Origin of the sequence: Salinibacter sp., assembly GCF_042218895.1 — a bacterium.
Lineage (GTDB): Bacteria > Bacteroidota > Rhodothermia > Rhodothermales > Salinibacteraceae > Salinibacter.
This window is the reverse complement of record NZ_JBDGQQ010000056.1, coordinates 1-13,793: the sequence shown is the minus strand read 5'-3', so window position 1 is coordinate 13,793 and position 13,793 is coordinate 1. Positions and strand designations below refer to the sequence as shown.

At 61.8% G+C, this 13,793-nt stretch carries 16 protein-coding genes and 1 tRNA gene; 4 read left to right on the top strand and 13 right to left on the bottom strand.

From position 1 onward, the window contains the following. A partial coding sequence (locus ABEL04_RS06070; protein ID WP_375801494.1) for a sugar transferase occupies positions 1-783 on the top strand: 783 nt, incomplete at its 5' end. Further along, positions 711-1,106, top strand: a complete 396-nt coding sequence (locus ABEL04_RS06065; protein WP_375801493.1) for a sugar transferase — start codon at positions 711-713, stop codon at positions 1,104-1,106. The genes ABEL04_RS06070 and ABEL04_RS06065, both read left to right, overlap by 73 nt. 35 nt (positions 1,107-1,141) lie before the next feature. Here the strand turns inward: ABEL04_RS06065 and ABEL04_RS06060 are convergent, their stop codons facing one another. The 13 genes from ABEL04_RS06060 to ABEL04_RS06000 all read right to left on the bottom strand — a co-directional run bounded on the left by ABEL04_RS06060 (position 1,142) and on the right by ABEL04_RS06000 (position 12,221). Further along, positions 1,142-2,407 carry an ATP-dependent RecD-like DNA helicase gene (locus ABEL04_RS06060; protein ID WP_375801492.1) on the bottom strand — a complete coding sequence of 422 codons (1,266 nt, stop codon included), beginning with the start codon at positions 2,405-2,407 and terminating at the stop codon, positions 1,142-1,144. Between the two features lie 63 nt (positions 2,408-2,470). Further along, on the bottom strand, positions 2,471-3,949 hold the full coding sequence (locus ABEL04_RS06055) for an NAD(P)H-binding protein (protein ID WP_375801491.1): 1,479 nt from the start codon (positions 3,947-3,949) through the stop codon (positions 2,471-2,473). A 98-nt stretch (positions 3,950-4,047) separates the two neighbouring features. Next, a tRNA-Ser gene (locus tag ABEL04_RS06050) sits at positions 4,048-4,138 on the bottom strand. A gap of 69 nt (positions 4,139-4,207) precedes the next feature. Beyond that, positions 4,208-5,134 carry an ATP synthase F1 subunit gamma gene (gene atpG / locus ABEL04_RS06045; protein WP_375801490.1) on the bottom strand — a complete coding sequence of 309 codons (927 nt, stop codon included), beginning with the start codon at positions 5,132-5,134 and terminating at the stop codon, positions 4,208-4,210. A gap of 94 nt (positions 5,135-5,228) precedes the next feature. Then, positions 5,229-6,890, bottom strand: coding sequence for a F0F1 ATP synthase subunit alpha (gene atpA / locus ABEL04_RS06040; protein WP_375801489.1), 1,662 nt, complete (start codon positions 6,888-6,890; stop codon positions 5,229-5,231). Between the two features lie 69 nt (positions 6,891-6,959). After that, entirely contained in the window at positions 6,960-7,532 is a 573-nt protein-coding gene (gene atpH, locus ABEL04_RS06035; protein WP_375801488.1) for an ATP synthase F1 subunit delta, read from the bottom strand. A gap of 52 nt (positions 7,533-7,584) precedes the next feature. Beyond that, positions 7,585-8,094, bottom strand: coding sequence for a F0F1 ATP synthase subunit B (gene atpF / locus ABEL04_RS06030; protein WP_375801487.1), 510 nt, complete (start codon positions 8,092-8,094; stop codon positions 7,585-7,587). Positions 8,095-8,197: 103 nt separating this feature from the next. Next, positions 8,198-8,434 (bottom strand): ATP synthase F0 subunit C, encoded by a 237-nt coding sequence (gene atpE / locus ABEL04_RS06025; RefSeq protein ID WP_375801486.1) that lies wholly within the window; start codon positions 8,432-8,434, stop codon positions 8,198-8,200. A 99-nt stretch (positions 8,435-8,533) separates the two neighbouring features. After that, positions 8,534-9,745 carry a F0F1 ATP synthase subunit A gene (gene atpB / locus ABEL04_RS06020; RefSeq protein ID WP_375801485.1) on the bottom strand — a complete coding sequence of 404 codons (1,212 nt, stop codon included), beginning with the start codon at positions 9,743-9,745 and terminating at the stop codon, positions 8,534-8,536. A gap of 61 nt (positions 9,746-9,806) precedes the next feature. Further along, positions 9,807-10,115 (bottom strand): hypothetical protein, encoded by a 309-nt coding sequence (locus ABEL04_RS06015; protein WP_375801484.1) that lies wholly within the window; start codon positions 10,113-10,115, stop codon positions 9,807-9,809. A gap of 197 nt (positions 10,116-10,312) precedes the next feature. Next, on the bottom strand, positions 10,313-10,615 hold the full coding sequence (locus tag ABEL04_RS06010) for an AtpZ/AtpI family protein (RefSeq protein WP_375801483.1): 303 nt from the start codon (positions 10,613-10,615) through the stop codon (positions 10,313-10,315). A 99-nt stretch (positions 10,616-10,714) separates the two neighbouring features. Then, a complete protein-coding gene (locus tag ABEL04_RS06005) occupies positions 10,715-11,185 on the bottom strand; it encodes a polymer-forming cytoskeletal protein (RefSeq protein ID WP_375801482.1) in 471 nt (156 codons plus the stop codon). Between the two features lie 148 nt (positions 11,186-11,333). Next, positions 11,334-12,221, bottom strand: coding sequence for a M23 family metallopeptidase (locus ABEL04_RS06000; RefSeq protein WP_375801481.1), 888 nt, complete (start codon positions 12,219-12,221; stop codon positions 11,334-11,336). A gap of 356 nt (positions 12,222-12,577) precedes the next feature. Between ABEL04_RS06000 and rpsT the strand changes: the two genes are divergently transcribed. Together rpsT and ABEL04_RS05990 are read left to right on the top strand one after the other, a co-directional pair. Further along, the gene (gene rpsT / locus ABEL04_RS05995; protein ID WP_375801480.1) at positions 12,578-12,832 is read left to right on the top strand and encodes a 30S ribosomal protein S20; all 255 of its coding nucleotides are present in this window, start codon (positions 12,578-12,580) and stop codon (positions 12,830-12,832) included. Between the two features lie 564 nt (positions 12,833-13,396). Further along, a partial coding sequence (locus tag ABEL04_RS05990) for a PKD domain-containing protein (RefSeq protein ID WP_375801479.1) occupies positions 13,397-13,793 on the top strand: 397 nt, incomplete at its 3' end.

Genomic DNA, 13,793 nt, shown 5'->3' with positions numbered 1-13,793 from the left:
TATCTTGCCGACGGCACCCTGACCACTACGCTTCTCGTCGGCACAGGGACCTTGCTGGGAACTGTCTTTCTGCCCGTGTGCCGGGTCTTCGCCCGCGTTCTCTTTGCCCGTCTCTCTTGGTGGGGGGTGCCGGCTGTGGTGATCAGTTCTGGAGAGGACGGCAGGGCGATTCTCAATACGCTAGAGAAGTGGCCCGAAATTGGGCTTCGTCCTGTTGCCTTCCTCAGCGACGAGACTGGACCAGAGGAACTCAATTTTGCGCTGGGCGATCAGGACTGGGCCCCGTACCTGGCCCAGACTTTTGACATTTCCCACGCCATCATATCGGTTCCGGACCTCTCCCATTCTGAGCGGGCGAAGCTCCTCGCACACTATTCGAAGTTCTTCGACCACGTCTTCGTCGCGGCCGAGGCGTCCGGCTCGCCCGCGCTCTGGAAGACTGGACAGCGCGGGGGGGGACTTCGGGGCCACGGCGTCCGCTACCCCCTGTCAAACCCAGGTACGCAGGCGGTGAAGCGAGCGGCCGATCTGATTGGCGCCACCCTCGCCCTGCTTTGCTTGGTTCCTGTCTTCGCGGTGCTTGGCCTCCTCATCCGGCTGGATTCGGCCGGTCCGATGTTCTATTGTCAGGAACGGTTAGGCGCGGAGGGGCAGATTTTTACGCTTCTCAAGTTTCGCACCACTGCGACGCCGAGGAGAGGCTGTCGCGAGTGCTCCACGCGGACCCCCATCGGCGCAAGCGATACGAACAGTACCACAAGCTCGACGACGACCCGCGCGTAACGGACGTCGGGCAGTTCCTGCGCCGGTACAGCCTGGACGAGCTCCCACAGCTTCTCAACGTTATCCGGGGCGAGATGAGTTTGGTGGGGCCCCGGGCGTACCTGCCCTCCGAGCTTTCCGAAATGGACGGCCTAGAGACGGTCATTCTGCAGACGCCTCCGGGCGTGACGGGCCTCTGGCAGGTGTCGGGACGCAACCAACTGACCTTTGGGGAGCGGACCGCTCTCGACGTGCATTACGTCCAGAACTGGTCGCTGTGGCTCGACCTGTACCTGCTGGTGCGCACCATTCCGACCGTGCTCACGGGGGAAGGCGCGGCTTAACTGGCCATTTCCCGGGACACCGCGATGTTCTACGTCTATACCAGCAGGGCGAGGCGCCGGGCCGGGCGCGTGACGGCCACGTAGAGGAGGGCCTGCCGCTCGCTCCCCCGGCACGCCTGTAGGTCACGGTGGTCCACGAACACGGTATCGAACGTAGTGCCCTGTGCCTTGTGGACTGTGGAGGCGTACGCGTAGTCGACCCGGGCAAACCGCTCGCGTAGCTCGAAGAACCGGTCCCACTTCGACCCATCCTCTTCGGCCGCCTCGCGGCGCCGCTCTAGGGCCTCCTGGTAGCGATCCTGCTCATCTTCGTGCAGCACGTGGATGGTACGCGTAAAGCCGCGGCCCGGCGTGCGCACCTTTAGGGTCCACACCGTCCACTCGCTCTGGTCGTCGGCCTCAAAAGTGTCGACGATGGCCTTTTTGACACGCACCTCCTCGCTGTTCGTAAGCCGGGGGACGCCCTCGTGGTACCAGGTTTCGGTGCCCACGAGCCACTCCCCTTCCACGAAGCGGTCCGCGTCGGCACCGTACCGGGCCGTGCGGATCTCGCGGTTGAAACGGCGCACCCGCTTGTTGCGGTAGGCCAGGACGCGGGCGTGGGTGGCGTCCTCGGCGAAGGCGTCGGTGTTGAAGGCGCGAAGGATGCTATCGAGAAAATCCTCGCGGTTCCGGGTGATGGCCACCCCCTTCCCGTCCTCAAACCGGCTTCCGAAGCGGCCATCGACCCCCGTGCGGATTTTCGTAGCGAGCTCTAGAATCGGGTTGTCGGCGGCCTGGCGGTGGACCGTTTCGAGGGTCGGGCCCGGCACGTCCAGCGCGGGAGACGGGTCCTCGTTCACGGGAGGAAGCTGGGCAGGGTCTCCCACGAACAGCCATTGCAGCCAGAAGGGAGACTCCTCGATGTGCTCCCACTCTTCCCGCCCGATCATCGAGGCTTCGTCCACGATGACGACCCCTGCGCTGTAGTCACGCTGCTCGTCGGCGACGAGTTTGTACTCGCCGTCGTCTGTAGGCTGGAGGCGCAGACCGAGGAACGAGTGGAGCGTCTGCATCTCCACGGGAGCCTCCCCCAGCTCGTCGCTGAGCACCTGCACGGCCTTGTGGGTTGGGGCGCAGACGGTGACCGTACAATCCTCCTCCACGAGCTGCTCCACGAGGCGGCTCACGAGATAGGTCTTCCCGGTGCCTGCGTATCCGCGGAGGCCCGTGTATCGCTCGCCCCGGGCAAGCCGGTCGTAGACCTGATCGTACGCCTCCTGCTGATCGTCGGTGAACAGGCCGTTGGTGACAGTCGCCATGTCGTGCGGCCGTGTGAACACGGATGATGGAGTGCAGAACCTGGTCCTCTGGAGCCCGGGGCGTCAGGAGGACGCGCCCCCGGGCGCCGTGGTCGTCGGGGACGCCATGGTGTGCTGCTCGGCTAGCTGCCTGAGATGTTCCCGGAACTGACGCATGACGAACAGGTGGGCGAGCGCCTGCGTGCTGTTGTAGATGTACCACGGGAGTCGTGGTGCAAAATCGTGCACCGCAGCCAGCACGATGTCTCCCCCCAGGGCCTGCCGAAACTCGAGTCGTCCGGAGTGATCTCCGTCGCTGGCCAGGAGCCCCCCCGTCACGTGAAACAGCTGACGCCCTTCCGGGCTTCGGTCAGCGGCGAAGCGAAGTTTCAGCAGGGTCCAGGGGCCGGGGCGCAAGTTGAAGCGTGCGATACGTTCCTCCTGAACCTGAACGCGAAGGGCGGGCCACCCAAAACTGGGAAGCCAACGAAGATACTCGTTGGCCACGTCGCGGGCATCGAATCCGGGGGGGCACGGCATGCGCTGTACGGAGCGGGCAACGCTCTGGGATCGGATGGCAGCGTCGTCTCGGGCTCGCAAGTCGTCGCGGGGGTTGGGATAAGGGCGTCCGTGCTCGTCGACAGAGTCCGCTACCGCCTGGTCGAATACCGTCGCATCCTGGCGCAGCCACTCCTGCATCTCGTTTGATTGAACTCGGGCCTGGTACCGCAGGCGATCGATGATCGGATTTACAAGGGCCCACGGAACGCCGCCGAAGAGGTACACCCAAAGCTTCGAGAGGCGAGGCGACTCGATGGGAACCGTCACGGCGTATCGCTTCAGATCCAGGACGCGGGCGGTGCGCATGAGCATTTCGCGGTAGCTCATCACGTCTGGCCCGCCAATATCATACGTCTTGCCGTAGGTCGAGACATTGCCCAGACACCGTTGCAGGCCACGCACGACATCCCGTCGAGCAATGGGCTGAGTGGTGGCCCGCGACCATGACGGGAGCACCATTGCGGGCAGCCGACGTACGAGGTTGAGAAGCAGGCGCAGCCATGTGCCGCCCCGCCCCACGATGAGCCCGGCCCGGAGAGTGGTGAGGGGGACAGAAGTGGAGCCGAGGGCGTGCTCCACCTCGAGTCGTTGACGGAGTGGGAAGGGCAACTCTGACTTGTCCTCAGGCACGAGGGCCCCGAGGTAAAGAATTTGCTTGACGCCTTGCGCTTCCGCTGCGCGCGCGAAATTATCGGCCTGCAGAAGATCGAGGTCGCCGACCTGGCCCTGCGTGAGGCGGGCGGACGGCAGCATGGAGTGGACGAGATAGATGGCGTAGTCAGCCTTCTCCAGTCCATCCCGCACGGCGTGGAGATCGAAGAGATCGCAGTGCTGCCACGTCTCGCCGGGGGCCGACGTGGCGTTTGCGCGAGCCCGCACCGGCGACCGCGTAAGCCCAATCAGGTTGTGGGTGTCCGTGAGAGCCTCCCACACTGCCGTGCCTACAAAGCCGGTGGCTCCGGCAATGGCAACCGTCGGACGGTCGGATGCGGACCCAGCCATCAAGGTAGCACTGTCGTACAAAGCCGTTGCGTGCAGGGCCCTCCCTGCTACAAATAGAAAACGCCAGCCCCGACGATCGTCCGGGCCGGCGTTCGCGGCGGAGAGGGGGGGATTCGAACCCCCGAAACGGGGATCAACCCGTTTACTCCCTTAGCAGGGGAGCGCCTTCGACCGCTCGGCCACCTCTCCGTATGTCCTTTAGCTCGTACGTCGGGGGCACACAGTTGTTGCGTACCAAATTGGCATCGACTGGATCGTCTACTCGGACTCGTCAAGGGCCTCCGCTCCCCTCGTGATGTCCAGGATTTCCCTTGTAATTGCATCCTGACGAGCCTGATTGTATTCCAGGGTTAGGTCGTCAATCAGTTCCTCAGCATTGCTGGTCGCATTGTCCATCGCTACCATCCGGGCCCCCTGCTCGGCGGCGTTTGACTCGAGGAGCGCGCGCCACACCTGGTAGTAGAGGTAGCGGGGCACGAGCTCGTCAAGGAGCCCCTCGGCGTCGGGCTCGAAGATGTAGTCGGCGGCCTGTCCGTTCTCGGGGAGGTGGAAAAGGTCGGCCTCTTCCTGCATCACGGGCGTTTCAAAGCGCTCTTCCGGAATGGGAAGCAAGGGTTCAACGATCTGATTCTGGACGATCGTATTCTCGAACTCGTTGTAGACGAGTTTTACTTCTCCCCAGATGCCACGCTCGAAGCCCTCGACGGCGTCCTGCACTACCTGCTGGGCCACGTCGAAGTTGAGGCCATCGAAGACGCCTCTGTAGTCCCCAATTAGGCGGTAGTTTCGCTTCTGGAAGTGCTTGTGTCCCTTCTCCCCCACACACAGCAGAAAAAGCTCTTTCTGCACCGGTTCTCGAGCATACTCCGTTTCGATCAAATCCTCGGCGGTGCCGATGGCGTCGCTGTTGAAGGAGCCGCACAGTCCGCGGTCGGCCGTCACGAGGATCACCAGTGCACCGTCGGCATCCTCAGGAGCCTGAAAGAAGGGGTGCGCGGTGGGATCAAGCTCCTCCTTCAGGTGATTGATGAGCTCCCGAACCTTGTAGGCGTAGGGGCGGGCTTGAAAGATTTTCTCTTGTGCCCGGCGCAGCTTCGCCGCCGCCACCATCTTCATGGCACGGGTCACCTGCTTGGTGTTCTCGACCGAGTCGATTCGGTTTCGAATGTCGCGGAGGTTCGCCATGGGTCAGGCGGGAGAGTCGTGCGGGGACGAAAAAGCGGTGTGCCAGACAGTGGAAGACGCGCCCATCTCGGGCGCAGGGAAGCGGGGCGGCACGCTACGCCACCGCCGCCTCGCCATCGCTTGCGAGCACGTCCTCCTCTTCTTCCTCTTCCTCCTCGGCGTACATCTCGGCGAGGTCCTCGGCGACAGACTCGAAGGCCTCCTCGGCGGCGTCAGTAAGCGATTCAGTCTCCTGAACCTCCGCGAGCACCTCCTCGTGGCGGAGGTGGAGTCGCTCGATGTAGTCTTCTTCGAAATCCTCAATGTCATCGACCGGGACATCGTCGAGATAGCCGTTAATGGCGGCGTAGATGATGGCCACCTGCTCCTCGACCGGGACCGGTGAGAACTGGTCCTGGTTCAGGATTTCAACGAGACGCTCACCGCGGTTGAGCTGACGCCGGGTCGAGGGATCGAGGTCGGACCCAAACTTGGCAAACGCCTCCAGCTCGCGGTACTGCGACAGGTCAATGCGGAGCGTGCTCGCGACCTCCTTCATAGCATCCACCTGGGCCGAGCCCCCCACTCGCGAGACGGAGCCTCCGACGTCAATGGCCGGACGAATGCCTTCGTTGAAGAGATCGGTCTCCAGGTAGATCTGGCCGTCCGTGATTGAGATAACGTTCGTCGGAATGTACGCCGACACGTCTCCCGCCTGCGTCTCGATCACCGGCAGGGCCGTGAGAGATCCCCCACCCTCGACCTGGCCCTGCAGGGGCTCGGGGAGGCCGTTCATCTGAGTAGCCACCTCGTCGTCGTCGATAATTTTGGCGGCCCGCTCCAGCAGACGGCTGTGGAGATAAAACACGTCTCCCGGATAGGCCTCGCGCCCGGGCGGACGGCGCAGCAGGAGCGACATCTCGCGGTAGGCAACGGCGTGTTTCGAGAGGTCGTCGTAGCAGACGAGTGCGTCGCGGCCGGTGTCTCGGAAGTACTCTCCGATGCTGGCACCGGCAAACGGAGCAATGTACTGCAGGGGCGTCGGCATCGAGGCGGACGCGTTGATGATGACCGTGTGCTCCATAGCCCCGTTTCGCTCCAGGTCGCGCTTCACCTGTGCCACCGTCGAGTCTTTCTGCCCCACCGCCACGTAGACGCAGTAGACCGGATCTCCACGATCTTCGTCCGCCTGGTGGGTCTCCCGCTGGTTGATGATGGTGTCGGTGAGGACGGCCGTCTTGCCGGTCTGGCGGTCCCCGATGACGAGCTCACGCTGTCCTCGCCCAATCGGAATCATCGAGTCGATGGCCTTGATGCCCGTCTGCAACGGGTCCTCGACCGGTTGGCGGTAGATGACCCCCGGGGCCTTACGCTCCACCGGTAGCAGCGTCTTGTCTCCCCCAATGGGTCCTTCTCCGTCCATCGGATTGCCCAATGGGTCGATCACGCGGCCGAGCATTTCTTCCGTAACCCCAACTGAGGCGATGCGGCCAGTTCGTCGAGCCTCATCGCCCTCACTCACAGCGTTCACATCCCCGAAGAGGACGACGCCCACATTGTCCTCCTCAAGATTGAGCACCATGCCTTCTACATCGTGCTCGGGGAACTCGACGAGCTCGTTGGCCTGCACATTTCCCAGGCCGTAGAGCGTCGCGATGCCGTCGCCGGCCTGGAGCACCGTGCCAGCCTCATATTCCTCAGCTTCGCTTTCAAAACCGCCGAGCTCGCGGCGAAGGACATCGGTAACCTCGTCGGGTCGTATGGTGTCGTTGGACATGAGGTGTTCAAGCGTCAAGTGATGAAGTCATCGAGAGCGGGGTGGCGAGACGGTTACGGCCAACGTCGCCTACCCCGCCTGACCGTTTGCCTCCGCGGAGAGGGCCGCGTCGCGCAGGCGGTCGCGCAACGACGTAAGCTGGTTGCGCACGCTTCCGTCGAAGACCCGGTCGCCGATCCGTACCACGAGTCCCCCGATCAGGTCCGGCTCTTCTTCTACGCGCAACCGCACCGATTGTCCGGTCCGGTCCTCCAACGCGTCGATCAGGGCCTGGCGGTCTTCATCGGTCAGAGGACGGGCGACCTGCACGGTCGCGTCCACAATGCCCCGGTGTTCGTCGCGCAGGGCCTGGTACTGGTCGAGGATGGCCTTCGTCATCGTCTCCCGGTCCTTCTGGACCAGGAGCCGCAGAAACTGGACGAGGAGGGGCTCAACTCGGTCGTCGAGGAGCGCTTGGACGACATCCTCTTTTTTCCCCTGCGGAATCACTGGGCTTTCGAAGAACCGAGACAGCTCCCGGTTCGACTCGAGACTGCGCCGGAGCATGAGAACGTCATCGTCGACCGCCTCTAGCGCACCCGTCTGGTCGGCTTCTTCGTACAGCGCGGTGGCGTAGCGCCGGGCAACCGTGCGTTCACTCATACAGGTACGGAATTAGAACGTTGGGACATCGTGAGGCCTTGTGCACAACCGTCTAGTTGGCCGAAAAGTTGTCAATGGCGTCGCGCACGAGTTCGCGGTGGCGGTCTTGGTCCAGGTCGTCCTTCACGATCTTGCTGGCAGCCTGGATGGCAAGCTCGGCCACCTCGTCGCGAAGTTCTTGGAGGGCAGCCTGCTTCTCCCGCTCAATCTCGGCCTGGGCCTGCTCCTTCATCTGCTGAATCTTCTGCCGCGTTTTTGCTTCTTCCTCTTCACGCAGCTCCTCGGCCGTCTCTCGGGCGTCGCGAAGGATCCGCTGGGCTTTCTGTTCGGCCTCGCGCCGGGCCTTCTCGTTCTCGGCTTGGATCTCCTTGGCCTCCGCGAGCGCCTCTTCGGCCCGCTGAATGGAGCTTTCGATCTCCTCCTCGCGTTCTTCGAGGGACTCGGTAATGGGGCCCCACCCGTACCGGTACAGGATGTACAGGAAGATGAGGAAGGCAATGGTCTTCCAGAAGATGAGCCCGGCAGAAGGCGTGATCAGACTCTGAGCGAGCAGAGCAGTCATGAAATTGGAAGCAGGCATCAGCACAAGAGGCACGAGGAGGCGAAGGGGCAGTCTCCGATGGCCCCCGACCCTGGATCGCCAGGATCGGGGTCGGATATGCTTCCTATCCGAGAATCGGAATGGTGAGGAGCAGGCAAATGATGAGTGCGAACAGCGCCACACCCTCGATGAGGGCGGCCGAGATAATCATGAGGCCTCGGATGTCGTCGGTAACCTCCGGTTGACGGGCCGCCCCGTCCATCGAGGAGCTAGCCAACCGGCCGATTCCGATGCCGGCGCCAATGGAGGCAAGGCCGGCACCAATTCCAGCAGCGAGGTAAGCGAGAGCAGCGGCTTCCATAGTATTCGTTTCGTCGTGAGGTAGGAGTGCAGTGATGGGTGATGATACAACCAAGGTGTCGGCGCCTCGTCCAGCGGTCGAACGGGCGCCCCGCAGTAGTTAAGTCGAAGTGGTTCCCAATGCTTCTTTTTCCACGGAGTCAAGGCGTTCTCCCAATCGGCTCGAGTCGGGCGACTCCCCCTCGCCGCCTCCCCCAGAATGGTGTTCCTCGACGGCCATGCCAATGAAAAGGGCCGAGAGGATCGTAAACACGTACGCCTGAATGAAGGCAACGAGCAGTTTGAGCAGCAAGATGAAAACGGTGAATCCCACGCTAATGACGACGGTCCCGACGGCCGCCACCTCCCCAAAGAGAACGTTGATGATGAAGATCAGCCCGATGAGGCTGAAGATGATTAGTGCCCCGCCCATCATGTTGGCAAAGAGACGAACGGCCAGTGCGACGTGCCGCATGACGAGACCAATGATCTCGATCGGCACCATGATGATCCGAACGAAGACCGGCGCATCCGGCGGCCCGGTGAGCAGCTCCTTGTAGTAGTCCTTCGAGCTGTAGAGGAGAACGGTCCCGAAGGTCATCACCGCCATCACCCCGGTTATGGCAATGTTGGAGGTGGCCGCGCCAGCGAAAGGCACGAGGCCAAGGATGTTGGCGACGAGAATAAAGAAGAAGGCCGTCAGCAGGTACGGCAGAAACGTGCGCCACTTTTCTCCCGGAATGTTGGGTTTGGCAATCTCGTCGCGCACAAAGACGACCATGACCTCCATCATGTTCTGGAAGATGCCCTTGGGGGCCTCTGTGCGGCCCACCCCGTTCTTGTAGCGCTGGGCCAAGGCGATAAAGACGCCGAACACGATCACCATAGCCAGCAAGGCGAAGATGAGGTGGCGGGTGATCGACAGGTCCGCGACGACGTGGCCCTTCGTCCGGGCCACCGAGCGGTGCAGGTGCTCCTTGGCGGCGATGGCCTCCTTCAACTTGTTCGGATCCGTGACGAGTCCATGCTCCTCCCCGTGCGCTTTGAGGCCATACGGTCCGTTCTTGAGAAGACTCTTCGTACTCCCGAACACCTCCAGTGCCAACTCCCCCTGCCCCGCGCGGACGAGCATGATGCGCGGGAGTTCGACGACGCCGAACGGCTTGAAGTTCAAGTAATTCCCATCCTCAGCGTGGCCCAGGATCGAGTTGTTGACAATGTCCTCAAGGCTGACGCCATCCTTTTCTTCTGCGGCCTCCACGGGGGTCGCCAGTGACAACCCCCCAAAGAGGAGAAGAACGGCAAGTCCAAGTGATCGGACACGGGCCATCATGAATTCGTACTGCGATGTTGACAGAATAACGTCGTCGGGCCGACGCGACTGAGCAGTGTGGCTACGATCCCAGCGCGCCGCGGTCCATTTTTCGAACGATGAAGCGGACTTCAGCGACCATGCTCGCGAGGAGCAGCACAATCACCGTGCTCACAAAGGCGAACTCCTGGACAGGGACGTAAAGGAGTACCAGCGCCACGGCGCCAAGCACAAGTCCCATTCGCCCCCCAAGTCCTCCCAGCTCCAGAAGCAAAAACGTACGCCGACTGGAAATCCAGAAGGCAAAGTGATGCGTCAGCGCACGGGCCGCTGTATGAAGCCCAATAACGACGACGCCCATGCCAATGCTGAGCCACCATAGATCCCCCATCGTTCATTCAGCTCTTTGCCGCTGGGTCCCCGTCCAGTCCGACCCGTGGCTCAGAGAAAGCGCCGTAACAACTGTGCAGCGTCGCGTTTGAAGCTACGCATTCGGGCAATCGGGGACTTATGAGAAGCGGTGAATCGCACATGAAAGTATTTCGCAGGTACGTGGTGGTCCCCTAGAGTGCAGCAATCCGCGGTGCGCTAGGGACGGAGCTCCGCCTGTAGGTGTCTGAGCTGAAGAATTGCGCCCGATAGACCGAACACGCAGCCTGCGAGCAGGATCCATGGTGTGGTGTGGAGCCACACGTCGAGTGCGTAGCCGAGAAGGGGAGGAAATGCTGCCGTTCCGGCGAGGCGCCACCCTAGGTCAAGGTACGGGGCAACGTCCCGGAGGGCTCTCATCCAGGCCGATTTGCCGCCAGAGGATTGGGGCTGTTCGCTGGACCGATCCGGGGCGCGGTCGGGATCGTCTGCGTTCGATCGGTCATCCGTGGCATAACTCACGAGTTCGTCCTCAACGGCTATACCGAGGGCAGCGGACAGAGCGCGTTCGGCCGCATCCGTCCAGGGCCCGGCGCTCCATTCTCCGGACAGGACGCGGGCTCAGGCCGAGTCGTCCACGGACGAGACCCCGACGGGCTGGTCGGCCGAGTCCTCTTCGTCGTTCCGCCCCGAGGCGGATTCACGGGTTCGGGCATTCTCCTCGTCGGACGGAGTGCCGTTCGTTGAGATTGGCGTACCCATCTCGCACTCTCCTGTAAACTGTGCTCCTTCTTCGACGACGAGACGATCCGTCTCGATGACGCCGTCAACCTGGGCTGTGCTCTTGAGCACGAGTCGCTCGTCGATGTGAATCTCTCCTTGTACCTCCCCCGCAATGTCGGCGTCCGTGGCGAGGATTTCCCCTTCGACGGAGCCTCCTTCCGCGATCATGACTTTTCCTTCTACGTCGAGCGTGCCGATGATCCGCCCGCTTGCCCGGATGTCGCTCTCAGCGCGCACGGTTCCCTCGAAGACCGTTCCTTCGCCGATGAGATTGACCTGATCCTGGACAGCGTTGGGTTGATTTGCCATGGGTGATGACGGGTCGTCTGATTGTGTGCTATCGAAGAAGCCCATAGAGAGAGCGAGTGCGGATAGAACGCGGGAACGGAAAAAATCCTCGCAATTGGTTTTCGATCTACCCAGTTCAAAGCGTTCGAACCCGGGTCGTTTCGTTGGGCTACCAGTCCGTGACGTACGACTGAGGATCCTGCGCGAGGCCGTTTCGCCACAGTTCAAAGTGCAGGTGAGGACCGGTGGTGATCTCTCCCGTGTTTCCGCTCACGGCAAGGGGTTCTCGAGCCTGGATCCGGTCGCCGAGCTGCTTGAGGAGACGCTTGTTATGCTTGTAGATAGAAAGGTATCCTCCCCCGTGCTGCACCGCGATGGTGTATCCCCCGTCCCGAGTCCAGTCGGCGAGGACGACATATCCCTCGCCAATGGCCCGAACAAACTCGCCCTCTGAGACCGCAAGGTCGACTCCGTAGTGCCCCGTCTTCGCGTTGAATTCCCGGGTCGGAAACCCGTTCATGACGGGGGGTCTGACGGGAAACGAAAGCCCCGACGAGGGACTTTTCCCCGCGACCGGGGTGCGCGACGGAGGAATGGCCGGTTGCCCGTGCCCGTCCGGCTTCGAGGATGCGGTCGCTTCTCCGGGATTTTGCCCCCGGCGGGGCCGCGGGGTGGACGAGGGCGACTCGGCCGGCGACGCCACATCAGACTGAGCTGCCGGGTCGACCTTTCCGGTAATGAGTTGCTGTAGACGCTCGATGTACTGGCGCTGGACGGCGATTGAGTCCTGGAGTGCGCGGAGCCGTACGGCGTTCAGCTGGGCACTTTCCCGTATCTGCTCGGTGCTGTGGCCTGGAAAGACGCTTCGGAGGGGCGTAAACGAAAGGAGCGCCCCAGCGATGAGGCTGCCGACGAGCAGGCTTCCCCCCCACGCTAGCAGAAGGCGCTCCGGCTGAATCTGGTATCGCCGCGTCTCCCCCATCTCCTCAGCGTCCATCATGATGAGGGTGTGCGTGACGCCCGAATGCCGGACCAAATCAACCAGGAATTTCCACATGGGACTTCTATTTCTGCGGGTGGATACGGGGGGACCTGCCTTGCATCACTATCCAAACTTGACTACCCAGACCTGTTTCTCCTCATTGGGCGCAGAACGAACAGCGAGTTGTGGTTGAGGAAGAGAGCTTTTCGGTAACGCAGATGGAAAGAACGAGCCGCAGAATTCCCAGTTTCCGGAAGTTTCCCACCCTTCCGGGCAACGCGCCTGTTCTCGTCCATTTAATCTTCCCACGGCACGGGGAACTCCCTTCCGCACTCAAGTTATGTGCACCCTACGAAATTTCTCGTGGAAGAAGGGCGACGGACTTTGCCTTTGACCGACACATAGACTCACCTGAAACAACGCCACCGACCATGCCCCAGCACAAATCCGCCGAGAAGCGGATGCGGCAGAATGAGAAGCGACGCAAGCACAATAAGTCGCGCAAAAGCCGTGTCCGCACCAAGATCAAGAAGCTTCGCTCCCTAGAGGACGCAGAGAAAGCCAGAGAGCTGTTGAACGACGTGAAGGGAGACCTGGACCGCCTCGCTGCCAAGGGGGTCATCCACAAGAACAGGGCCGCAAACAAAAAAAGTAAGCTTGAGAAGCACGTAGACTCCCTGGAGTGAGCCCCAGGGGCTAACGAGTTTCCGGCCCTCGATCCAACCGCCCCCCAATGGTGTACCTCGACTGGACGATTGCGGCTTGATCCGAGGAGGGAAATCGTCAGGCTCTGCATCCCCCCTCTTCCTGTTGCCCTTTCGAGCGACCCGGGCGGAAGGCTCGGACGCCAACCTGTCCCACCCTCCTCCGCTTGAGCAGCCCGCGTTTGTCGTTCCCCGTCCACATCCTTAGTATAGGCCCGCAGCCACCAGGTCATTCTGCTCGTCCAACGCTCTGGATCTGCAGAATGCAGGAAAGTTGAGTTTTCCTGACGGCAAGGATGTTGTCTCCACGTGGGACGTGCTCCGTACACTCTCGTAGAGCTCGCACTGAGCAGGGGCTCACTTTTTCCGAGGGAATTGTGTGTCCGAGTCGTATCGTGTTTCTTAGGAGACCGCTCCGGAAGGCCGGTCCCTCTCCACTTGGGGTTTTGCCCTCAGGAACGTTCGTTTTTACTCTCCAGCCTTTGCTCCCTCTGACGCAACGCACCTTCCACCACCATGATGACGAAACCAAAATCACCCACGAACATGACGTTTCGATCTTCTCTTTGGCTTCCCCTGGCGCTCATTATTGGGGGCCTTTTCCTGACCGGCTGTGGGGCTACGGCCCCCGTCGTCCAGTCGGTGAGCGGCCCCGACACCCTTGAAACAGGAGAGTCCGGAGCGTTTGAGGCATCGATCAACAAGGAAGCCGACTCTCCCCTCACGTATACCTGGAATTTTGGCGATGGCGCGACCGCTTCTGGCCTTCTCGCTAACCATACGTACAACTCGGCGGGCGAGTACAACATTCAATTTCAGGTGAGCAATGAAGGAGGTTCCGACTCAGGTAACACCTCAGTGATCGTCGTCCAGCCAGCCTCGGTTGCGTCGATCAACGCCAGCCCGAATCCGGTCGACGAGGGCGAGCCGGTTCAGTTCAGCA

Coding starts and splice junctions, on each gene's coding strand:
- atpH (WP_375801488.1), bottom strand. CDS start 7,532: ATGAGTGAACGCACGGTTGCCCGGCGCTACGCCACCGCGCTGTACGAA.
- ABEL04_RS06000 (WP_375801481.1), bottom strand. CDS start 12,221: ATGTGGAAATTCCTGGTTGATTTGGTCCGGCATTCGGGCGTCACGCAC.
- ABEL04_RS06060 (WP_375801492.1), bottom strand. CDS start 2,407: ATGGCGACTGTCACCAACGGCCTGTTCACCGACGATCAGCAGGAGGCG.
- ABEL04_RS06005 (WP_375801482.1), bottom strand. CDS start 11,185: ATGGCAAATCAACCCAACGCTGTCCAGGATCAGGTCAATCTCATCGGC.
- atpG (WP_375801490.1), bottom strand. CDS start 5,134: ATGGCGAACCTCCGCGACATTCGAAACCGAATCGACTCGGTCGAGAAC.
- atpE (WP_375801486.1), bottom strand. CDS start 8,434: ATGGAAGCCGCTGCTCTCGCTTACCTCGCTGCTGGAATTGGTGCCGGC.
- ABEL04_RS06015 (WP_375801484.1), bottom strand. CDS start 10,115: ATGGGGGATCTATGGTGGCTCAGCATTGGCATGGGCGTCGTCGTTATT.
- ABEL04_RS06055 (WP_375801491.1), bottom strand. CDS start 3,949: ATGGCTGGGTCCGCATCCGACCGTCCGACGGTTGCCATTGCCGGAGCC.
- atpA (WP_375801489.1), bottom strand. CDS start 6,890: ATGTCCAACGACACCATACGACCCGACGAGGTTACCGATGTCCTTCGC.
- atpF (WP_375801487.1), bottom strand. CDS start 8,094: ATGACTGCTCTGCTCGCTCAGAGTCTGATCACGCCTTCTGCCGGGCTC.
- atpB (WP_375801485.1), bottom strand. CDS start 9,745: ATGATGGCCCGTGTCCGATCACTTGGACTTGCCGTTCTTCTCCTCTTT.
- rpsT (WP_375801480.1), top strand. CDS start 12,578: ATGCCCCAGCACAAATCCGCCGAGAAGCGGATGCGGCAGAATGAGAAG.